We start from the raw sequence: 19,970 nt of genomic DNA on the forward strand, positions 1-19,970 counted from the left end.
GCGGCCGGTCCCGCGCGGAGCAGTACTTATTACGGCGTAATAGCCGGGGCCGGGGAGACGCCGGGGCGGGCACGGGGTGACGCGCCGTGGCCGGAACCGGTGCGGGCCGTACCGTGCGCGCCGTGCGCCGCGCCACGGGGTCAGGAACGGCGCAGCAGATCGGCGGCGCGCTCGGCGATCGCGTACACGGTGGCGTTGGTGTTGTTGGAGGGGATGGCGGGGATGACGGAGGCGTCGGCGACCCGCAGGCCGTCCAGCCCGCGCACGCGCAGCGCGGAGTCGACGACACTGGCGTCGTCCTCGCCCATCATGCAGGTGCCCACGGGGTGGCAGTACGAGCTGAAGTACCGGCGGGCGTGGTCGGCGATGGACTCCTCGTCCACCGCGGCGAGCCCGGGACTGACCTCCTCGATCCCCCACGCGGCGAGCGCGGAGGACCAGGCGATCCGGCGGGCCGTCCTGATGCCCGACAGCACCGCCCGGACGTCCTCCTCCTCGGTGAAGTAGCGGGGGTCGATCGCCGGCGGCGCGTAGGGGTCGGCCGAGGTGATCCGCACCGTGCCGCGGCTCGCCGGCCGCATCGGCGAGATGCCGATGGTGAAGCCGTTGTCCACCGGGGCGACCGGATTGGGCACCGGGATGTCGATGAAGATGATCTGCACGTCGGGACCCGCGGCGTCGGGCGTGCTGCGCAGCAGCCCCAGGATCTCGCCGTGGTTGTTGCGGGCCGGGGGCACCGGCCGCTGGGCCCGGTAGACGAGGTTGGCCCGCGGGTGGTCGTGCAGGTTGTGCCCCACGCCCGGCAGCGCGTGGAAGACCTCGACCCCGGCCTGCCTCAGCTCGTTCTCGGCGCCGATGCCCGAGCGCTGGAGGATCAGGGCCGACCCGATGGCCCCCGCCGTCAGCACCACCTCTCCGGCCGCCCGCACGGTGTGGGTGCGTCCGTGGGCGCCGTACTCCACGCCGACGCAGCGCTGTCCCTCGAAGAGCAGCCGGTGTGCCGCCGCGTCCGTGATCACATGGAGGTTGGGGCGGTTCAGCGCCGGGGTGAGGTAGGCGTCGGCGGCGCTCTGCCGGCGCCCGCCGACGATGTTGAGGTCGACCGGGGCGAAGCCCTCCTCCAGGCCGCCGCTGATGTCGTGGGCGCGGCGGTGTCCGGTCTCCAGGGCGCCCTCGAGGCAGGCGAGCAGGATCTCGTTGGGGTGCTGCGCCGGCGCCACGGTGAGCGGGCCGGAGGTGCCGCGCCCGGGGGCCCCGCTGAGGGCGGTCTCGCTGCGCTGGAAGTAGGGGAGCAGGTCGTCGAAGGTCCAGCCCTTGGCGCCGTGCTCGCTCCAGCTGTCGTAGCCGGTGCGGTGGCCGCGGGCGAAGACCATGGCGTTGATGGCGGACGAACCGCCCAGGCCCCGGCCTCGCGGCAGCGGCACGGGGGCGCCGGAGACCCGCTGGACCACGGTCGTGTCGCCCCAGCCGGCTTCCGAGGCGGCGAGCGAGGGCCAGGCCGGCGGGTGGGCCACCGCGTCCGGAAGCTCGGCGGGGCCGGCCTCCAGCAGCAGCACGTGGAGGTCCGGGTCCTGGGTCAGACGTGCGGCGAGCACGCAGCCGGCCGTTCCGCCGCCGACGATGACGACGTCATAGGCGGGGTCGTGTGAAGACATGGTGGGTCCTTCTGGCTGAATCAGTGATCCGCAATCAACGGTATCATCGGTACATATCAGTGTTCCGTAAACACATGTACCGGGTCGGCGCACCTTCCCGAAGGCGGCACACGTATTCCATTGCCGCGGGCGGGGTAGGACGTACGCACACAACAGAAGGTGAGGGAGTTGCGGTGACGGATCTCGCGGCTGCGGTCGAATCGGTGGAGCAGCTCTCCACGGTCTGGCGCGCCATGGTGCTCGACCGGGACGCGGAAGCGGACGTACGGGACCTGCCGGGTCTCGCCGTCCGCTGGGCCGACTGCCGGTTCGCCTTCTGGAACGCGATCACCCTGAACGAGGCCGGGGCGGACGCGGAACTGCTGGACCTGCGCCTGGGCCAGGCCGCCGACATCATGCGGGCCAAGGAGCGGCCCGGCTTCCTGTGGCTCTTCGAGGACCTGCTCGACGACGACGCCCGCGCGGCGCTGGACGAGGCGGCGGCACGCGCCGGCCTGGTCCATGCCTTCCCCGGCACCGGCATGGCCGGCGACCTGCTGCCCATCCCCGAGCCCCGCCACCCGGACCTCACCTTCCAGCGGGTGACCACCGACGCCGGGCTGCGCGCCTACGCGGACATCAACTCGCGCGCCTACGGCTTCGACCTGGAGGACGGCCGCGACGGGCTGGCCGGCTCCACGCTGTGGAAGCGGGAGGTGTACGCCTACCTGGCACTGCGGGACGGCGTCCCGGTCGCGTGCGCCGCGACCGTCGAGGCGCGGGGCCGCCTGTTCGTGGTGCTGGTCGCCACCGAACCGGACCAGCAACGCCGGGGGTACGGGGAGGCGGTGACCCGCAAGGCGCTGTACGAGGGTGCCCGCGCCACCGGGCTGACCCGGGCCACCCTGCACGCGACCGTCGCCGGGGCACCCGTGTACCCGAGGATCGGTTTCGAGCCGAACTCCCCGATGCGCTTCTACGCGCTGGCGGACTGAGCCGGCAGCACGTGTGGCGCACACCGGCAGCGCCGCGACCGGCGGACCGGCGGCACACCCCGCCCCTTCCCCGCACGGGGCCGCCGTGACTGCCCGTCGCGGGCGCGGCAACCGCTCCCGCGCACCGTCAAGTGACTGATGCGCGCGGTTTGTCCCCTGCGGCAGGCTGAGGCAAGGCCGGCGCTCCGGCGAGCCCGTCGGCTCCGGGACCGCCCACGACTGCCGGGAGCGGCACGTCCGACACGGAGAAGAGGACCTGGCGTGACACCGATCGAGCAGCACCCCTCGCTGACGAGCAGCAATCCGATACTCTCCCGGCCGCAGTTCGAACGGCGGGGCGGACAGAAGACGGCGGCCAGGGACCCGCGGGCGGGGATCGCCGTCGCACGGGACCGGATCAGGGTGGGCAGCGACTGGGAGCAGGCGCACGCCGAGGAGGCCGCCCCGCTGCCCGTCCATGTCGGCGACCTCATGACCATGGACGGCGTCCTGCCCCGCGCCGCCGCCGGTCTCGCGGTCACGGCCCTCACGGCCGTGCTGTCGTGGACCCTGCTGCCGCTCGCCGCGCTCGGTACGGGCGCGTCGTACGGCGTCGCCGCCGGCGCCGGGCTGCTCGCGGCGGCGCTCGTGGTGGTCCAGCGCCGCGGGGACCCGCCGTCCGCGCCCCTGGCCCTGTCGTTCGCGGCGTTCCAGGGCGTGTTCCTCGGCGTGCTGTCGACGACGGCCTCCCGCCACCTGTCACCGGGTCTCTTCGTGCAGACCGTGCTCGGGACGATGGCGGCCTCCGCCGCGCTCCTCCTCGCCCGGGCACTGCACTGGATGCGGGCGGACCGCCGGTTCTACGGCGTGGCGGGCGCCGCGCTGCTCGGAGTGGGCCTCCTCGCCCTGGCGGACTGGTTCCTCCACCCCCTCATGGGCGCGGACGGCCTGGGCCTGCGTCCCCTCGGCCTCGGCGCCGTCATGGGGGTGCTGGGCGTCACCCTCGGGGTGTCCTTCCTGCCCCTGCACTTGCGGCAGGTGGAGAACGGCATCACGTACGGCGCGTCCCGCGACCAGTCCTGGCCGGCCGCCTTCGGGCTCACGCTGACCCTGGTGTGGCTGTACGTGGAGACCGCGCGACTGCTCACCCTCTTCCCGGGCGACGAACTCTACTGAGCCTTGATCAGCACCGTGGCCAGCAGTCCGGCGCCGTACGCGACGCAGTAGTAGCGCAGGACCGGCTGCCGGGGCGAGAGCCCGAGCAGCACCAGCGCGAACACCGCCGTCAGGCCGACCGCGAACGGATCGAACCCGGCGTTCTCGAAGGCCAGGTTGGCGGTGATGCCCGCGGCGATGAACAGGGTGTTCACGCTGATCAGGACGTTGTCCCAGGCACGCGGCGCACGGTCGGTCGGGAAGAGGAACTGGGCCAGCATGACCGTGGTGTTCAGCACCGTGAACCCGGCGAGGAAGACGGCGTCGGAGAACACGTCGTCGTTGAAGGCGACGACACGGCAGATCGAGGGCAGGCTCCCGGCGCAGAACCGTCCGTGCAGGTAGTTGGTCACCTCGTGGTCGCCGAGGCTCAGGGCGTACAGATACGCGCCGGCCGTGAACAGGGCACCGAGCGCGAGCAGGCCGCCGCGCCGCCGCGGCCGGCCGTCCCGCACCAGGTGGGCGGTGACCAGGTAGTACAGCAGGACGGTGCACAGACCGAGGGCCATGTTGTCGATCTCGACCCAGCGCAGGAACCGGTTGTCCGCGACGAACGCGAGGGTGCCGCCGGCCTTCCTGTTGACGGAGATGAGCACGACCACCAGCGAGTCGAGGGTGAGCAGCAGATGCAGCCTGCCGTGCGCGAGGCGGGGCCCGGGGAGGTTCACGTCCCGCGCCGGGTCCCGCCGGGGCCCTCGGCGTCCTGCGCGGCGGACGCGGGGCACATCCCGCGGATGAGCACGTCGAACAGCCGCGCGGCGCGGGTGCGCTCCTCGCCCTGGGGGCCGACGTGCCACAGGGGGCCGAGCAGTACGAGCACGTCCTCGGCCGTCGTTCCGGGAAGGATGGTGCCGGCGGCCTCGTTGGCGCGCACCAGCGACGTCAGGGCGTCCAGCAGCGGCCGGTACGGCTCACGGCACTGCTCGGTCATGGCGGCGGTGGCCCCCCGCATCGCCTCCGCGAACTCGGGTGTGCTCCGCCCGAGGTCCAGCAGGCGCTCCAGCCACACCCGCAGCGCGTGCGGCGGGGTCAGGGTCGTCAGCAGCGCGGGCACCGCGGTGACCAGCTCGTCCACCTCCGTCCCGTACACCTCCAGCATCAGCGACTCGCGGGTCGGGAAGTGCCGGTAGAGCGTCCCCTGGCCCACGCCCGCCCTGCGCGCGATGGACTTCAAGGAGGTGTCGCCGGGGCAGGCGAGTGCCTCCGTCGCCGCCTCCAGGATGCGCAGCCGGTTGGAGCGTGCGTCCGATCTCATCGATGCTCCGGTCTCTTTCCGTGGTGATGCCATGTGTGCGGCTCGGGCGGCGCCCGCCCGGCAGGGTGGTGACATGCCGCACACATGGCTGTGGTCTCCCGGCACTCCGCGTCGTGACACCCGCACTCGTCGAGCCGGTGCAGCGAACACCTGCGAGACACATATCCTGAGGGAAATCTACACTCCGCCGCCGTTCCGCGGGCGGTCCGCCCGTGCGGGCACGTCGTCCGGCGAGCGGGACGGACACACACCACCGGCACCGAGCAGAAGGCCCTCGATACCCATGTCCCATGACGCAGTCGCTCCTGCCGCCGTCCCGCGGCCGCACACGTCGGCGGTGGATCGGCTCGGCGAGCTGACCGCCGCCCTCGCCGGGGACCTCGACGGGGGCGGGTGGGCCCCGGCGGCGCTGGAACGGACCCTGGCCTCCCGCCTGCTCGTGGCCTGCGCCGGGGACGGACAGTTCACCCCGGAACGCCTGCGCGAGACCCTCTGGGAGGGCAGCGTCGCCCTGGCGTACGCCGGCGGCGGCCGGCTGGCCCGGCTCCTCGCCCAGCTGTGCGCGGTCACCGCACAGCCGGCACCGGACGCCGAACCCGCGCTGTCCGCCGGCGCCCGCCTGCTGGAACGGGTCGCCCACGGCATATCCGCGGGCGACCGGGACCCCGGAGCAGTCAGATGACGGATGTGTCCGAAACCGCGTCTCCGGAAGACTAATGCCATGAATCACACACCGGGCCTGAAGGGGGAGAGAACATGACGAGGTACCACAGGTGCGGCCGGCCCTGCTGCGACCCTTCGCCGGTCAGGCCGTCGTCCTCCGGGCGCCGGCCCAGGAGCGCCCGTGCGGGCCGGCCCGTTCTCACCCTGGTGCGGGGCACGGAGACCCGCGGGACCGTCGAACTGTCCACGCTGACGCGCGAGCCCATGCCGGCCGACGTCCGGGGCGCGATCGTCACGCCGGTCGACGGCAGGCTCATGGCCACCTGGATGCCGCTGAGCGCACCGTCCCGCGTCCCGCAGGGCCGGGTCCTGCTCTCCTGGACGCACGCGGGCGAGGACCGGACCGACGTCACCGCGCACCTGGGCCTCGCCGGGGCCCAGGTGCTGCTCGCGGTCTGGCCCGGCCTGCGCGGTGAGTGGTCGGGCGTCGTCCGCCCCACCGTCGCCGAGGTGACGGAGCTGCATGCCGCGCTGCGGCTCGCCACGGTGGTCCTGGACCGGCTGGCCGACTGACGGCCGGCCGGCGGGGGCGTCCGGTGAGGCGCCCCGCCACCCCGCGGCCCTCCTCGCGCTGACGGCGCAGTCTGCTGAGCTGTGCGGTGCCGGTTGCGGACCTCGCGCGTCGGGCGGCCGGTTGTCGCGACGGTGTGCGTGGCCGTGAGCCTGTCGGGGCGGGTGCCCCGGGTCCGGGCTCCGGTGGTCGCGATGCCGTGCGGGGGCGCCGGGGCGGGGCCGTCGGCCGACGGGGGCCGTTACGGAATGCTGTGCGGTGCCGGTTGCGGACCTCGGCGTCGGGCGGCCGGCTGTTACGGCGGTCTGTGGCTGTGAGCTGGTCGACCGGGGTGTCCCGGGTCAGGGCTCCGGTGGTCGCGATGCCGTGCGGGGGCGCCGGGGCGGGGCCGCCGGCCCACGTGCTGGCGACTAGGGAGTTCCGTGCTGCGCCGGGTCCGGGTTCGCGTGCGCTGTGGTCCAGGAGGTGAGGATGCGCAGGGCGTCGTGGGAGGGAGTGCCGGGTTCGGCGGTCAGCACGATGAGGCGCTGCCCGGAGCCGTCGGGGCTGGCCCAGGTGTCGCAGTCGAGGGTGAGGTCGCCGACCAGGGGGTGGCGGTAGAGCTTGGTGCCGTAGCTGGCCGTGATGACGCGGTGCTCGGCCCACCAGGTGCGGAAGTCGGGGTCCTCGGCGGACAGGTCACGGACGAGGTGGGCTAGTTCGGGGTCGTCGGGGTCGGCCGCGGCCTCCATGCGCAGGGCGGCCACCGCGTCGCGGGCGTCGTGGTGCCAGTCCCGGTGCAGGGCCCGGACGGCCGGGTGGGTGAACAGCAGCCGGATGTAGTTGCGGCGGGCCGCGGGGAGTGCGGCGAAGTCGGTGTAGAGGGCCGTGGCGGCCGGGTTCCAGGCCAGCACGTCCAGAGGTCTGCCGAGGACGAGCGCGGGGGTGTGGGTGAGCTGTTCGAGCAGGCGGCGCATGGGCGGCCGTACGGGCTGGGCGGCCCGGCGCCGGGTCCTCGGCCGGTCGTCGTTGCGGCCGGCGAGTTCGTAGAGGTACGTCTGCTGGTCGTCGTCGAGGCGCAGGGCGCGGGCCAGGGTGGCCAGCACGGGGGCGGAGGCGCGGACACGGCCCTGTTCGAGGCGGGTGTAGTAGTCCACGCTGATCGCGGCGAGCCGGGCGACCTCCTCGCGGCGCAGCCCCGCGACGCGGCGGGCGGAGTCCGTCCCGGGCAGGCCGCACTCCTGCGGCGTCAGCTGCGCCCGACGCGCCCTGAGGAAGTTCCCCAGCCGACGGGAGTCGGGATGTGGGTTCATGTCGTCCATTCTCACGGAGTGGGCCGTTGTCACGGAGCGGGCCGGACACGAGGGCCGTACGGCCGTGCCCGGTACCGCCGTATCAAGCGGTACCGGGCTCGGGGAACCTGTCGGGGCGGTCCGGCGCCGCGGGGGTCAGCGGACGGTGGTGCGGGCGGCCCGCTCGATCACGTCGGCGACGAGGTGCGGGTGGGAGACGGCGACGGAGTGGGAGGCCGCCACCTCGGTGGTGTGGGCGTGGGCGCGCTTGGCCATGAAGCGCTGGACGGCGGCGGGGATGTTGAGGTCCTGGGTGGTGACGATGTCCCAGCTGGGCTTGGTCTTCCAGGCGGCGCTGGTGGCCTTCTCCTCCAGGGCGGCCTGCGCGATGGGGCGCTGTTCGGCGGCCATGAGGGCGGCCTTGCCGGCGGGGACGTCGGCGGCGAACTGGTGGTGGAACTTGGCCTGCTGGATGTACAGGTCGGTGGCGGTGGTGCCGTCGGCCTGCTTGTAGGTGACCGGGTCGAGGGCGCCCGGGAGGGTGGAGCCCGGGTACTTGTTGGTCAGCCCCAGGGCGGTCTCGCCGGGCGCCGGGAGGAAGGCGGCCACGTAGACGAGCGCCTTGACCTGCGGGTCGTTGGTGGCGGCCTCGCTGATGACGCTGCCGCCGTAGGAGTGGCCGACGAGGATCTTGGGGCCCTTGACGTGGTCCAGGAGGGTCCGCAGGGCCGCGGCGTCGGAGGCGGGGCTGCGCAGCGGGTTGGCGGCGGCCACGACGGGGTAGCCGTCGGCGCGCAGGTCCGCGATGACGCCGTTCCAGCTGGAGCCGTCGGCGAAGGCGCCGTGTTCCAGGACGATGGTCGGCTTGACGTGTCTGCCGGCTCCGGCGTCCTCGGCGGTCTTCGTCGCTCCGTTGGCGGTGCCGCTGAGGGCGAACGCGCCGAGCGCGAGACCCGCCGTGAGCGTCGAGACCGCACCCGTCACCACTCGCTTGCGCCCACCCTTGATGCTGACCACGACTGACCCCTTTCAGGTGTTCCGTTGACGGGCGGCCCGGCTTCGCCGGTTTCGTCACCGCCCTGACTGGTGATGAATCTTTCATGTCGATCGTCACCTGTCAAGCAGGTGACGCATGTTTCGGGAGCCCCCCGGACCGGTGGCTCCCCGGACGCGGCGCGTCCGGACAGGGGTGCGGCCGGGCAGGGCGTCGCCCCACCCGGCCGCAGGTCCCCGGGGCCGGACGCACACGTGTCCTGTGTCCCAGGTGCGTTTGTCCATGGCCCGCGTGTCATGGGCCCGCGTGACATCGGTGTGTGTCACCGGCCCGAGCCGTCCGGCAGGCGTGCGTCACCGCGCCCACGGATCGCGCTGGATGATGTCGGCCAGGGCCCTCGCGCAGCCGGAGAGCATCGTCTCCCCCTTCTGCGGGCTCGCCACCCGGGCGTCGCCCGCGACCCCGGACTTCGTGATCCGGTCGAAGGACACGGCCATGTACACCGGCTCGGTGGACTCCGCGGGCAGGGTGATCCGCGGTCCGTGCGCCTCGGCCAGGTGCTCGTGGTGGATCAGCTCGGGGTGGGCGGCCATCATCATGGACGTCTCCCCCTCACAGGCGTGCATGAGCCCGTCCTGCGTCTCCAGGGTGTCCCGCACCACCTCCCGTCCGGCGCCGAAGTAGCTGGCGAACGCGATCGGCGTCGCCAGCTCGGCGGTCAGCTCGGTCGTGAGGGCGTTGAGCGCGGTCATGTTTCCGCCGTGCCCGTTGACGATCAGGATGCGGGAGAAACCCGCCCGGGTCACGGAGCGGCAGATGTCACGCAGCAGCGCGTGCAGGGTGGCCAGGGAGAGGGTGAGGGTGCCGCCGAACGCCATGTGGTGCTCCGACAGCCCCGTCGGGATCGAGGGCGTCACCACCACACCGGTGTGTTCGGACGCCAGCAGCGCCGCCCTCCGGCACACCTCGGCGGCCAGGAAGTCGTCCACGCCGGTGGGCAGATGAGGGCCGTGCTGCTCCGTGGCCCCCACGGGCAGCAGCACGACCGCGTCCTGGGCCGCGAGGGCACGCAGCTGTGCGGCGGTCAGACGGTTCCACTGGACTTCGCTCATCTGTGACTCCTCCTGGGAGTGACCGGTGGGGGGTGCGGTTTACCGGGTCGGTGTCGGGCGAGGGCTTAGAGGTGATCGGCGTCGACGACTGCCTGGGCGAAGGTGGTGGGCGCTTCCTGCGGCAGGTTGTGGCCGATGTCCGCGACGGTGCGGTGCTCGTACTTGCCCGTGAAGTGGTCGCGGTAGGCGGAGCCGTTCCCGGGCGGGGTGAAGGGGTCGAGAGCCGGGTCCAGGGTGATGGTGGGGACGTGGATGGGGGGCTGGGCGGCCAGCAGCTTCTCGTAGCGGTCGTAGCGGGGCTCGCCCTCGATGAGACCGATGCGCCAGTTGTAGTTGTAGAGCACGATGGCGGCGTAGTCGGGGTTGTGGAACGCCTGCGCGGTGCGGTCGAAGGTGGCGTCGGAGAAGTTCCAGTTGGGGGAGACCAGGGTCCACACGTAGCGGCACAGCGGTATGCGGTCCTTGACCTCCTCCATGGCCTTCTTGCCGCGGGGGGTGGCGAAGTACCACTGGTACCACCAGAGGTGCTCGACGGCCGGGGCGGCGGGTGCGAGCTGCGCCTTGACGTTGGTGATGAGGTAGCCGCTGGTGGACACCAGGGCCTTGACGCGCTCGGGCCACAGGGCGGCGATGATGTCGGCGGTGCGCGAGCCCCAGTCGAAGCCGGCGAAGACCGCCCGGTGGATCTTCAGCGCGTCCATCAGGGCGATGATGTCCAGGGCGATGGCCGACTGCTCGGCGTTGCGCGGGGTGCGGCTGGACAGGAAGCGGGTGCTGCCGTGGCCCCGCAGGTAGGGGACGATGACGCGGTAGCCCAGGTCGGCGAGGAGCGGGGCGACGTCGACGTAGCTGTGGATGTCGTAGGGCCAGCCGTGCAGGAGGATGACCACCGGGCCGTGGGCGGGGCCGGCCTCGGCGTAGCCGATGTCGAGGACGCCCGCCTTGACCTGCTTCAGCGTGGGGAACGTGGTGTGCGTGCCGGGGGTGATGGTCGGCACGGTGGGCACGGGCCTGCCGCTCGACCGGTGCGCGGTGGCGGCGGACGCCTGGTTCTGCAGGCCGGACAGGGAGACGGCGGCCGCGCCGGTGCCCAGGCCGACGGCCTTGTTGAAAGTACGCCTGTTGATCATCTGAGACCCTCCGTGGTGCGTGTTCGATGACCCGTCCGGGCCCGGGGAACCTTCGCTCACATCGGCGGTACGGGATCACTGCGACTGCTGGCGCGATGACCCTCGCACACGGCCCGTCACCTGTCAAACAGGTGACGAAGAGGTGTTCCCGGTAGGCGGGAGAGGGGGACCGTCTCCTTTCCGTGCCGGACCGGCGGCACATACTCTGGTCTGTCGCGAATCAGGACACATCAGTCACATGACGGTGCGATGCGGTGACGGGGCCGGGGGTCCGGCCCGCCTCCCGCGACGCCCCGGCGCCCCGCGACGACGGCGCAGGTGGCGGCGCGGGTGACGGGCCCGGGCCGCCCCGTACGCCGCTCACCTCGTCCGCGGCCCGGAATCCGGGGCCTAAGTCATTCGACTGAGAGGACTCCCGGGGCCGTCGCCGGGTCACACGTTTGTTCATCTCAGGTCTCCTCCTCCAGCTTGGCCAGGGCGTCGCGCAGGGCGGCGCGGGAGGTGATGCCGAGTTTGGGGAAGACCCGGTAGAGGTGGGAGCTGACCGTGCGCGGTGACAGGTGCATCCGCTGGCCGATCTCCTTGTTGGTCAGGCCGCCGGCGGCGAGGTCGGCGATCCTGCGTTCCTGCCACGTCAGCTCGGCGAGCTGCGCGGGAGTCACGCGGGTGGCCAGCCCCGATGCCCTGAGTTCCGCCCGTGCCCGTTCGGTCCAGGCGGCAGCCCCGAGCCGTTCGAACGTCTCCGCGGCCTGGACGAGGAGCGGGCGGGCGTTCCTGGAGCCCTGGGTGTGGCGGAGGTGGATGCCGTGGGCGAGGCGGATGCGGGCGAGTTCGAAGGGGAAGGTGGGGGCGGCGGGGTGGGTTTCGGCGTGGTGGTAGTGGTGGTCGGCTTCGGTGGGGTCGGTGGTGGTCATGGCGAGGGCGCCGTGGGTGATGAGGGCGAGGCGGGGTGAGATGTCGGGGAGGTGTGCGTGGTGGGCGGCGAGGGCGTGGGTGCGGGCTTGGTCGGTGCGGCCGGTGTGCATGGCTGCTTCGACGAGGTCGAGGAGGGTGCGGGGGGCTTGGTGGGCGTAGGGGGTGAAGGTGCCGGGGGGTGTGATGCCGATGGCGTGGAGGTAGGCGGCTTCGTAGTCGCCTTCGCTGAGGGCGGCGGTGGTGCCGATGGCGTCGGCGATCTGGGTGAGGAAGCCGACGCCGCGGGGGCGGGCCCAGGCGTCGACGGCGGCCTGGAGTTCGCGTGCCCGTTCCACGTCGCCGCGCATCGCCGCGAGCAGACCCAGATACGCCCGCGTGTGATGGGCGAGCAGCGCGTAGCCGTGGGACGACGTCAGCTCCAGGTCGCGCCGGCCCGTGCGCTCGGCCTCGTCCCACTCGCCGACCGCCATCTGGTCGAGCATCACCAGGTGCAGCATGGTCATGCTGTTGCGGACGAAGCCCGTCTCGGCCTCGCGGTCGACGGTGCGCTGGAGGTGCGGCCGGTACCGGCTGAGGGTGTCCACGTGGTACGCGGCGACCGACAGCCGGGTGATGTCCCAGGGCTCCATGACCGGCAGGTCGGCGAAGGCGCGTTCCACCCGCTCCGCCACACCGGCACCGTGCCGGACCACGTCCCCCCACGCGTCCCGGTAGATCAGGGAACGCGAGGGAACCGCGTCGCCCAGGGAGCCGAGCAGGGCGCGGGTCTCCGCCCACTGGGCGGGGTCGCCCGCGTACTGGTCGACCGCGAGCAGCAGGTTGACCAGCCGGGTGAGCACCTCGGACGCCTCGCCCGGCGCACGCACGCGCAGCTCCGTGATCGCCGCCACCACCTGGCGGTGCGAGTGCCGTACGTTCCCGTCCTCGAAGAACGCCAGATAGGCCGAGGTGACCACGGAAGCGGGGGACTCGTCCGCGCCCACCACGTGATCGGAGCGGATGAGGCGCTGCGCCTGTTCGAAGAGGCCCGCGTGCCCGGCGGCGAAGGCCGCGTCACCGAGTCTGCGCGACCGCTCCGCGCGGTTCTCGCTCAGCTCCGCGGCCCGGGTCAGCCAGGCCACGGCGGCGACGGCGCTGCCGCGCCGGGTCGCGGAGTCGGCCGCCGCCTCCAGCGCGGCCGCCACCTCCTCGTCCGGGTCGACGGCCGAGGCGGCCAGGTGCGTGGCGCTCCTCTCGACGTCGTCGCGGTGCACACGCGCGAGGACGGCGTGCGCGGCCCGGCGCTCATTGGGCGTCGCCGTCTGGACCACGGTGGTGCGCACCAGCGGGTGCCGGAACACGAAGTCGCCGCTGACCGGGTCGATGCTCAGCAGGCCCGCTGCCAGCGCCTCCTCGGCGTCGCGCATGCGGTAGCGCCTCGCTCCGGGCGCGGGCACGGTCCCCGGTGTCGCTCCGACACCGTCGAGAGCGCCGCGCAGCAGCTCCTGGCGCACGTCGTCGCGCAGGCCCTTGATCCGGGTGCCGTACACGTGCTGCAGGCGCCGGGGCACCGGCAGCGGCACCGAGGCATCGGCTGGGCCGGGGAGCCGCGCGGCCCCGCCTGAGGTGCGGTCGCCTCCCGTGCGGTCGCCGTCGATGGGGGCGGAGAGTTCGAGCAGCGCCAGGGGGTTGCCCCGGGCCTGGTCCAGCACCAGCCGGCGGACGTGCGGATCCAGACCGGGGCGGTGCTCGTCGAGCAGTCGCCGCGCGGCCTCGTCGGGGAGGGACCTGACCGGCAGCTCGGGCAGGGCGGCGGTGTCGAAACCGGAGGCCACGTCCGAGCGCAGCCCGACGACGAACTTCACCGGGCTCCCGGTGAGCCTGCGCCCCACGAACCCGATCACCGCCGCACTGGAGGCGTCCAGCCACTGGCCGTCGTCCAGGAGCAGCAGCAGCGGCCTCGCCGAGGAGGCCAGGGACAGCAGGTCGAGGACGGCGATGCCGAGCGACATCACCGACGGCGGCTTTCCGTCACTGCGCCCGAAGACGGTGGCGAACACGTCGCGGTGCACCTGGTCGAGGCGGTCGACGGCGGGAAGCAGGGGGTGGACCAGCTGGTGCAGGCCCGCGAACGGCAGCCCGGACTCCGCCTCTGCCCCCACGGCCCGGACCACCTGGTGTCCCGCGCCCGAGGCCAGCCGGGCGACATGGTCGAGCAGGGCGCTCTTGCCCACCCCGGTCTCCCCTCGCAGAACGAGGGCCTGCCGCTCCGCGGTCGTCACGAAAGCGGACAGCTGCCGCAGCTCGTCGTCCCGGCCGATCATCGTTACGAGCGACTCCACGGCGCCCCACTCCCTTTCCCACCGGACCCGCCTCGTGCGTTCACCTTCCGAGCCTATGTGTGCGGGGTCCTGCTCTCGCGGTGGGAGCACGGAAATACGTGGCCGGACGTCGTGTGAACGAGTGTGACAGGGTTCTGTGAGCGACTGTGCACGGGGTTCTGTGAGCGACTGTGCTGGGGTGACGGCGGAGCGGTGGGGCGGCGCGGGGCGCCGTGGTGCTTCCCTTCACTTCTCCGCCTCAGGACGCTCCGACGCCGTGCAGAAACGTGTCGACCACCACGTCGGCGGCCTTCCCCGGCGCCAGGTGCCGCTGCCGGTGCGCCACCAGGTTCACCAGCTCGGGCAGCAGCGGCCCCGCCCAGCCCTCCGGCTGGTCGCGGCGCAGGAGCCCCTCCTCGGTGGCCCGGCGCAGAAAGGCGTCGACCTCGGCGATACAGGCGTCCCGGCGCCGGCGGATGGCGTCGTCGGTGAGCATGCGGGCGAGGTCGACGGGCCAGGTGCGGTTGACGGCGATGATGTTCTCGACGTAGCGGTGCAGGGCGACGGCGACGGGTGCCTCGCGGAGCCGGGCGTCCTCGATGGCCCGCTCGATGGCGGTGACGCGCGATTCGTAGATGGCGGCGAGGAGTTCCTCGCGGCAGGTGAAGCGCCGGTAGACGGTGCGCCGGTCCACGCCCGCCTCGGCGGCGATGCTCGCGATGCTCGCGCCGGGGTCGGCGGCGAGCATGCGTGCTCCGGTGGTCAGAACGGTTTCCAGGTTGCGTGCAGCGTCGGCTCTCATCCCCTAAGAGTATCTCTACTGAGGCTAATCTTGACTGTCTCGCCATTCATATGTGCATCTAACTCATGGAAATGCTACATTGAAGTGGCAGTTGGGGACGAGAGGTCCGCACCAACCCGGAGCACGGAAGAGAGAGAGCGCATGATCACCTACGACCGGCTTTTCATCGGAGGATCCTGGGTCGAGCCGAGCGACCCGGAGCTGCTCGACGTCCTCTCGCCGCACGACCGGTCGGTGGTCGCCCGCGCCGCCCAGGCGCGGCCGGCGGACATCGACCGCGCGGTCGCCGCGGCACGGAAGTCCTTCGACGAGGGCGGGTGGCGGCTGACCCCGCCGGCGGAGCGGATCGCGGTCCTGCGGCGCTTCAACGCGCTGCGCGAGGAGAACGCGGAGAAGATCGCACACCTGATCTCGCTGGAGAACGGATCGGCCGGCTGGTTCACCCGCGCCGGACAGCCCGGCCTGACCCGGCAGGCGAACGCCTACCTGAAGGCCGCGGAGGAGTTCGGCTGGGAGGAGACGCTCGTCCCCTCCGACCCGGCGTCCCCGGTGCGCAGCGTGGTGCGCCGTGAGGCGGTCGGCGTCGTGGCCGCGGTGATCCCCTGGAACTCGCCGTTCTCCTCGGCCACCTCCAAGATCATCCCGGCTCTGGTCGCGGGCAACTCGGTGATCCTCAAGGTCTCCCCGGAGAACTCGCTGAGCATGGGGTTCCTGGCCGAACTCCTGGAGCGGGTGGGTCTGCCCGAGGGCGTGATCAGCGTCCTGCCCGCGGACCGGGAGACCAGCGAGTACCTGGTCTCGCACCAGGACGTCGACAAGATCGCCTTCACCGGCTCGACGCGGGCCGGCCGGCGCATCGCCTCGATCGCGGGTGAGCAGCTCAAGCGGGTCAGCCTGGAGCTGGGCGGCAAGTCCGCCGCCATCATCCTGCCGGACGCCGACATCGAGAAGGCGGTCGCGGGCCTGAAGTTCGGCTCCCTGCTCAACAACGGCGAGTCGTGCATCGCCCAGACCCGCATCCTGGCCCCTCGCAGCCGGTACGAGGAGGTCGTGACCGCACTGAAGGAGCTGGTGGAGTCGTTGAAGGTCGGCGACCCGAACGACCCCGACACCTTCATCGGCCCGATGATCCGCCCCGACCAGCAGCAGCGGGTGCGCGACTACATCCAGCTCGGCATCGAGGAGGGCGCCCGCCTGGTCACCGGCGGCCCGCAGATCCCCGAGGGCCTGGAGAAGGGCAACTACGTCACGCCCACCGTCTTCGCCGACGTCGACAACTCCATGCGGATCGCGCAGGAGGAGATCTTCGGGCCGGTCCTGGTGGTCATCGCCTACGACGACGAGGACGACGCCGTCCGCATCGCCAACGACTCCGAGTACGGCCTCTCCGGCGGCGTCTGGTCCTCCGACGAGGAGCACGCCCTGGCGGTCGCCCGCCGTGTCCGCACCGGCACCATCACGGTCAACGGCGCCTCCGTCGCCTTCGACGGCCCCTTCGGCGGCTTCAAGGCCAGCGGCATCGGCCGCGAGTACGGCGCGGTCGGCCTCGGCACCTACACCGAGTACAAGACGATCACCGTCTGACCCCGGTCGTACGACCCCGTCGCCGGCGAGCACCGCAGACGGACGAACCCGGAACCACGGAAAACGACGCACAGCACCGCCGACGGCGGCAGGTGGCCCCGACCACCTGCCGCCGGCGCGGCGTTCCCGCCGCACGGGTGCGTTGGGAACCGAGTCCTCCTCGTCGGTGGACACGTGTTCCGACGGGCCCGGCCGGACCGGACCCGTCGCTCACGCGCGCGGCGCGGGTCAGGCCGGCGGCAGCACCTGGCGGCCCCGGTACGTTCCGCAGTGCCGGCAGGCGGCGTGCGGCGGCGTCGGCAGACCGCACGCCGGGTTGGCGCACTTCACGAGCAGCGGCCGAGCCGCCTTCCAGTGTGCTCGGCGGTGACGTGTCCGGGCGCGGGACTTCTTGTGCATCATGGGCGGTGATCCGATTCCGTGTGTCATCGCTCCGACCGGCAGGGCACACAGGAGTCCGACGGTGCGCGCAGACGTTCCCCAGGGCGTCCTGATCGGACGGGTTGTCCCGGGGCAGCGCGAGGGTTCGTCGGAGCAGGGGCCGGTGAAGGTCAGAGCCGCTGGGCGCGGGCGCAGCGGGCCCGCTGGACGTGGGCAACGTGAGCACGTGTCCGCCACGCCGGGTCCTGAAGGGGGTTTCCGGCCGTCCGACACCTGTGAGGGGATCCCGCGAGGCGGGCGAGGTGTGCGAGGCGGCTGGGCCTGGACCGGCGCCGATGGGCGGTGGGCTCAGGCTAGGCTCTGTCGACTTCGATCAGCACGCCCAGGAGGCTAGCAACTGCCGGGCCGGCCCGCAAAACACCCCGGGCCTCTGTGCAGCGGAAACACACCGTCCGCCCCGGCAGCGCGCGGAGCGGGCCCGGCCGTCTCGGACGCCGGAAGCCCATCATCGGAAAACGGAAACATCCATGTATGTCCGGCAGGCGTGCAATGTCAGGCGACAGTCTGTCCATACACGCTGTATGGTTTTCCGTAGGATGTCTTGGCGAAGCGACACGTGTGCGACGTCCCGCCAAGCGCTACCACTCCTCTGAAGGCAGGGCACCGCTATGACACTGACCACCACTCCGTTCGGAATGCGCGCCACCGCCGCGGAGGTGCTCGACGGAGTCGATCTGACCGGACGCCGGATGATCGTCACCGGAGGGGCCTCCGGTCTCGGTGCCGAGACGGTGCGCGCGCTCGCCGGGGCGGGGGCGCAGGTGACCGTCGCCACCCGGAACCCCGCTGACGCCGAGCCGCTGGTCAAGGAGTTCCCGGGCACGCGGGCCGTCGCACTCGACCTCGCCGACCCGGCCTCCGTCCGTGCCTTCTGCGACGACTGGAGCGGTCCGGTCGACGCCCTCGTCGCCAACGCCGGCGTGATGATGCTCCCGGCCCGGCAGGTCAACGCGCAGGGCTGGGAGATGCAGCTCGCCATCAACTACCTCGGCCACTTCGCCCTGGCCGTCGGCCTGCGCCCGGCCCTCGCGGCGGCCGGGAAGTCGCGCGTGGTCGTGGTCAGCTCCGGCGCCCAGCTGCGCGCGGGCTTCGACTTCGAGGACCCGCAGTTCGAGCGGCGCCCCTACGACCCGTTCGTCGCCTACGCGCAGTCGAAGACAGCCGACGTGCTGCTCGCCGTCGGCATCAGCCGTCGGTGGGCCGAACACGGCATCGCCGCCAACGCCTGCGCCCCGGGGTTCATCCACACCAACCTGCAGCGCCACCTCGACCAGGCGACCATGCAGGCCTTCGGTGCCATGGACGCGGAGGGCGAACTCGTCACCCCCGACTACTACAAGACCCCGGCCCAGGGCGCCGCCACCACGGTGCTGCTGGCCGCGTCACCGCTGCTCGAAGGTGTGAGCGGGAGCTACTTCGAGGACAACCAGGAGTCGGAGGTCGTCGACGGGGGCCCCGAGGTGATGGCGGGCGTCGCCAAGTGGTCGGTCGACCCCGCCGCCGCGGACCGGCTGTGGGAGTACGCCCTTCCCGCCGTGCGCTGACCCGCTGCCCGCATCCACCGCGGGGGCGACCCGCACGGCCACACGTCGATACGACGGCCACACGTCGATACGAAGGAACGAGATGAACGACCGTACACGAAGCCCCCAGTTCCTCCTCGTGCACGGGGCGTGGCACGGAGCCTGGTGCTGGCGCGGGCTCCAGGACGTCCTCGCCGACCGGGGCTGGACCAGCCACACGGTCGACCTGCCGAGCGTCGTCCCCGAGGGGTCCGGCGGCAAGCTCCCCGGTCTGCTGGACGACGCCCGCGTGATCCGCGAGAAGATCGACGCCGTCCGGGCCCCCCTGGTGGTCGTCGGGCACTCCTACGGGGGCGCTCCGATCACCCAGGCGACCCCGGGAGCCGCCAACGTGTGCCACATCGTGTACGTGTCCGCCTTCGCGCTGGACGAAGGGGAGAGCCTGATGACGTGCTTCGGCGGCGAGCAGCCGGACCCCGCCACGGTGCAGGGGGTCGTCCCCGTCCGGGAGGACCCGGCGGAGACGCTCTACCACGACGTGCCCGAGCAGGAGAGGGAGGCCGCTCTGGCGCGGCTGCGGCCCCAGACCGCGCTCTCCTTCGCCGAGCCGGTGGACCGCGCCGGATGGAAGACGCTTCCCTCCAGCTACGTCCTGTGCGAGGACGACCGCAGCCTCCCCCCGTCCTACCAGGAGCCGTTCGCCGAGCGGACGGGTGCCACGTACCGCCTCCCCAGCGGCCACACTCCGCTGCTCTCCATGCCCGGCAAGCTGGCCGATCTCCTCGAACAGATCGCGCACGGCGTTCCGGCATAGGGTCTTGGAGCGGCCTGCGAGCCGCGGAACCGCAGCATGTGACCGGAAGGTGCCCGATGAGACCCGTGACCCGACGCCAGACCGACCACCATGCCGCGCGGTCGGCCGCGACCCGGGCGCAGGTGGTGTCGGCCCTGGAGCGGCTGCTCGACTCCGGTGAGGTGTTCTCCGAGATCAGCGTCCAGCGGATCCTGGAGGAGGCGGGCGTGTCCCGGGCGACGTTCTACGCGCACTTCCACGGCAAGTCGGACGTCCTGGTGCGGCTCACCGACGAGCTGCGGGAGTCGCTGCTGGCCCTGGCACGGCAGTGGGACCCGGGCGCCGGGGACGGGGCCGACCGGTTCGCCCGGTTCTTCGAGGAGGTCATCACGATCCACCGCGCCCACCAGGGTGTGCTCACCGCGGTCCGCGAGGCGGCGGCCTACGACTCCGAGATCGGCGATTTCTACACCGCCGACCTCGAAGGTTTCGACGAGACGGTGCTGAGGACGCTGCTGTCCGAACAGGCCGCCGGGTCGACGCCGGCCGACCTCGACGCCGTCGCCGCGAGCCGGATCATCGTCTGGGGAGGCGCCCAGGCGATCGCGCACCACATCCGTGTCGACGACGGCAGCGGTGACACCGCCTTCGCCCGCGAGCTGGCCCGGATCTGGTGGCACGGTGCCTACCGGCGCCCCGCCGGGCAGTAGACCGTGCCGCGGACACCCCGGGCACACGTGTTCCCGGCAACTCCACGGCACCACCGTGCCGTTGGGCTCCTTGACAGCGAGGT

Annotated in this window: 18 protein-coding genes; 8 read left to right on the top strand and 10 right to left on the bottom strand. The window is 72.4% G+C overall.

Annotated features, from left to right (window positions below):
• Positions 1-140: 140 nt before the first annotated feature.
• On the bottom strand, positions 141-1,655 hold the full coding sequence (locus tag ACZ5DC_RS28465; RefSeq protein ID WP_468657309.1) for a GMC family oxidoreductase: 1,515 nt from the start codon (positions 1,653-1,655) through the stop codon (positions 141-143).
• Between the two features lie 173 nt (positions 1,656-1,828).
• Here ACZ5DC_RS28465 and ACZ5DC_RS28470 point away from each other — a divergent pair, with 173 nt between their 5' ends.
• Together ACZ5DC_RS28470 and ACZ5DC_RS28475 are read left to right on the top strand one after the other, a co-directional pair.
• Complete coding sequence (locus ACZ5DC_RS28470; protein WP_468657311.1) at positions 1,829-2,629, top strand: GNAT family N-acetyltransferase; 801 nt, start codon at positions 1,829-1,831, stop codon at positions 2,627-2,629.
• A gap of 261 nt (positions 2,630-2,890) precedes the next feature.
• Positions 2,891-3,784 (top strand): Bax inhibitor-1/YccA family membrane protein, encoded by an 894-nt coding sequence (locus tag ACZ5DC_RS28475; RefSeq protein ID WP_468657313.1) that lies wholly within the window; start codon positions 2,891-2,893, stop codon positions 3,782-3,784.
• On the opposite strand, the gene ACZ5DC_RS28480 is transcribed toward ACZ5DC_RS28475, so the two are convergent.
• Both ACZ5DC_RS28480 and ACZ5DC_RS28485 read right to left on the bottom strand, forming a co-directional pair.
• A complete protein-coding gene (locus ACZ5DC_RS28480; protein ID WP_468657315.1) occupies positions 3,778-4,491 on the bottom strand; it encodes a hypothetical protein in 714 nt (237 codons plus the stop codon). The two genes, ACZ5DC_RS28475 and ACZ5DC_RS28480, sit on opposite strands and share 7 nt — an antisense overlap.
• Positions 4,488-5,078 (bottom strand): TetR/AcrR family transcriptional regulator, encoded by a 591-nt coding sequence (locus tag ACZ5DC_RS28485; protein ID WP_468657317.1) that lies wholly within the window; start codon positions 5,076-5,078, stop codon positions 4,488-4,490. Before ACZ5DC_RS28485 ends, ACZ5DC_RS28480 begins: the two co-directional genes overlap by 4 nt.
• A gap of 283 nt (positions 5,079-5,361) precedes the next feature.
• Here ACZ5DC_RS28485 and ACZ5DC_RS28490 point away from each other — a divergent pair, with 283 nt between their 5' ends.
• The gene (locus ACZ5DC_RS28490; protein ID WP_468657319.1) at positions 5,362-5,760 is read left to right on the top strand and encodes a hypothetical protein; all 399 of its coding nucleotides are present in this window, start codon (positions 5,362-5,364) and stop codon (positions 5,758-5,760) included.
• A 188-nt stretch (positions 5,761-5,948) separates the two neighbouring features.
• Positions 5,949-6,314 (top strand): hypothetical protein, encoded by a 366-nt coding sequence (locus ACZ5DC_RS28495; RefSeq protein ID WP_468657321.1) that lies wholly within the window; start codon positions 5,949-5,951, stop codon positions 6,312-6,314.
• Positions 6,315-6,722: 408 nt separating this feature from the next.
• Here ACZ5DC_RS28495 and ACZ5DC_RS28500 read toward each other — a convergent pair whose 3' ends face one another.
• From ACZ5DC_RS28500 to ACZ5DC_RS28525, 6 genes are all read right to left on the bottom strand, one after another.
• Positions 6,723-7,604: a helix-turn-helix domain-containing protein gene (locus ACZ5DC_RS28500; RefSeq protein ID WP_468657323.1), complete on the bottom strand. Its 882-nt coding sequence runs from the start codon at positions 7,602-7,604 to the stop codon at positions 6,723-6,725.
• 135 nt (positions 7,605-7,739) lie between these two features.
• On the bottom strand, positions 7,740-8,600 hold the full coding sequence (locus ACZ5DC_RS28505) for an alpha/beta fold hydrolase (RefSeq protein WP_468657325.1): 861 nt from the start codon (positions 8,598-8,600) through the stop codon (positions 7,740-7,742).
• A 330-nt stretch (positions 8,601-8,930) separates the two neighbouring features.
• On the bottom strand, positions 8,931-9,689 hold the full coding sequence (locus tag ACZ5DC_RS28510) for a creatininase family protein (protein WP_366755360.1): 759 nt from the start codon (positions 9,687-9,689) through the stop codon (positions 8,931-8,933).
• A 65-nt stretch (positions 9,690-9,754) separates the two neighbouring features.
• A complete protein-coding gene (locus tag ACZ5DC_RS28515) occupies positions 9,755-10,819 on the bottom strand; it encodes an alpha/beta fold hydrolase (protein ID WP_468657327.1) in 1,065 nt (354 codons plus the stop codon).
• Between the two features lie 449 nt (positions 10,820-11,268).
• The gene (locus ACZ5DC_RS28520) at positions 11,269-14,037 is read right to left on the bottom strand and encodes a helix-turn-helix transcriptional regulator (RefSeq protein WP_468657672.1); all 2,769 of its coding nucleotides are present in this window, start codon (positions 14,035-14,037) and stop codon (positions 11,269-11,271) included.
• Positions 14,038-14,293: 256 nt separating this feature from the next.
• Positions 14,294-14,782, bottom strand: coding sequence for a TetR family transcriptional regulator (locus tag ACZ5DC_RS28525; protein WP_366753399.1), 489 nt, complete (start codon positions 14,780-14,782; stop codon positions 14,294-14,296).
• Positions 14,783-14,977: 195 nt separating this feature from the next.
• Here ACZ5DC_RS28525 and ACZ5DC_RS28530 point away from each other — a divergent pair, with 195 nt between their 5' ends.
• Entirely contained in the window at positions 14,978-16,420 is a 1,443-nt protein-coding gene (locus tag ACZ5DC_RS28530; RefSeq protein WP_468657329.1) for an aldehyde dehydrogenase, read from the top strand.
• 228 nt (positions 16,421-16,648) lie between these two features.
• On the opposite strand, the gene rpmF is transcribed toward ACZ5DC_RS28530, so the two are convergent.
• On the bottom strand, positions 16,649-16,822 hold the full coding sequence (rpmF, locus tag ACZ5DC_RS28535; RefSeq protein ID WP_225812071.1) for a 50S ribosomal protein L32: 174 nt from the start codon (positions 16,820-16,822) through the stop codon (positions 16,649-16,651).
• A 647-nt stretch (positions 16,823-17,469) separates the two neighbouring features.
• On the opposite strand from rpmF, the gene ACZ5DC_RS28540 reads away from it, so the two are divergent.
• The 3 genes from ACZ5DC_RS28540 (at position 17,470) to ACZ5DC_RS28550 (ending at position 19,887) form a co-directional block, all read left to right on the top strand.
• A complete protein-coding gene (locus ACZ5DC_RS28540) occupies positions 17,470-18,405 on the top strand; it encodes an SDR family NAD(P)-dependent oxidoreductase (RefSeq protein ID WP_468657331.1) in 936 nt (311 codons plus the stop codon).
• An 82-nt stretch (positions 18,406-18,487) separates the two neighbouring features.
• Positions 18,488-19,198, top strand: a complete 711-nt coding sequence (locus tag ACZ5DC_RS28545) for an alpha/beta hydrolase (RefSeq protein WP_468657333.1) — start codon at positions 18,488-18,490, stop codon at positions 19,196-19,198.
• A 56-nt stretch (positions 19,199-19,254) separates the two neighbouring features.
• Positions 19,255-19,887, top strand: a complete 633-nt coding sequence (locus ACZ5DC_RS28550; protein ID WP_468657335.1) for a TetR/AcrR family transcriptional regulator — start codon at positions 19,255-19,257, stop codon at positions 19,885-19,887.
• Positions 19,888-19,970 lie beyond the last annotated feature (83 nt).

The organism is Streptomyces sp. NPDC031445, assembly GCF_055581365.1.

Excerpts from the sequence above, each read along its gene's own strand:
- rpmF (WP_225812071.1), bottom strand. The coding sequence starts at position 16,822 with ATGATGCACAAGAAGTCCCGCGCCCGGACACGTCACCGCCGAGCACAC.
- ACZ5DC_RS28520 (WP_468657672.1), bottom strand. The coding sequence starts at position 14,037 with ATGATCGGCCGGGACGACGAGCTGCGGCAGCTGTCCGCTTTCGTGACG.
- ACZ5DC_RS28550 (WP_468657335.1), top strand. The coding sequence starts at position 19,255 with ATGAGACCCGTGACCCGACGCCAGACCGACCACCATGCCGCGCGGTCG.
- ACZ5DC_RS28540 (WP_468657331.1), top strand. The coding sequence starts at position 17,470 with ATGACACTGACCACCACTCCGTTCGGAATGCGCGCCACCGCCGCGGAG.
- ACZ5DC_RS28525 (WP_366753399.1), bottom strand. The coding sequence starts at position 14,782 with ATGCTCGCCGCCGACCCCGGCGCGAGCATCGCGAGCATCGCCGCCGAG.
- ACZ5DC_RS28490 (WP_468657319.1), top strand. The coding sequence starts at position 5,362 with ATGTCCCATGACGCAGTCGCTCCTGCCGCCGTCCCGCGGCCGCACACG.
- ACZ5DC_RS28515 (WP_468657327.1), bottom strand. The coding sequence starts at position 10,819 with ATGATCAACAGGCGTACTTTCAACAAGGCCGTCGGCCTGGGCACCGGC.
- ACZ5DC_RS28530 (WP_468657329.1), top strand. The coding sequence starts at position 14,978 with ATGATCACCTACGACCGGCTTTTCATCGGAGGATCCTGGGTCGAGCCG.
- ACZ5DC_RS28500 (WP_468657323.1), bottom strand. The coding sequence starts at position 7,604 with ATGAACCCACATCCCGACTCCCGTCGGCTGGGGAACTTCCTCAGGGCG.
- ACZ5DC_RS28510 (WP_366755360.1), bottom strand. The coding sequence starts at position 9,689 with ATGAGCGAAGTCCAGTGGAACCGTCTGACCGCCGCACAGCTGCGTGCC.
- ACZ5DC_RS28465 (WP_468657309.1), bottom strand. The coding sequence starts at position 1,655 with ATGTCTTCACACGACCCCGCCTATGACGTCGTCATCGTCGGCGGCGGA.
- ACZ5DC_RS28485 (WP_468657317.1), bottom strand. The coding sequence starts at position 5,078 with ATGAGATCGGACGCACGCTCCAACCGGCTGCGCATCCTGGAGGCGGCG.
- ACZ5DC_RS28545 (WP_468657333.1), top strand. The coding sequence starts at position 18,488 with ATGAACGACCGTACACGAAGCCCCCAGTTCCTCCTCGTGCACGGGGCG.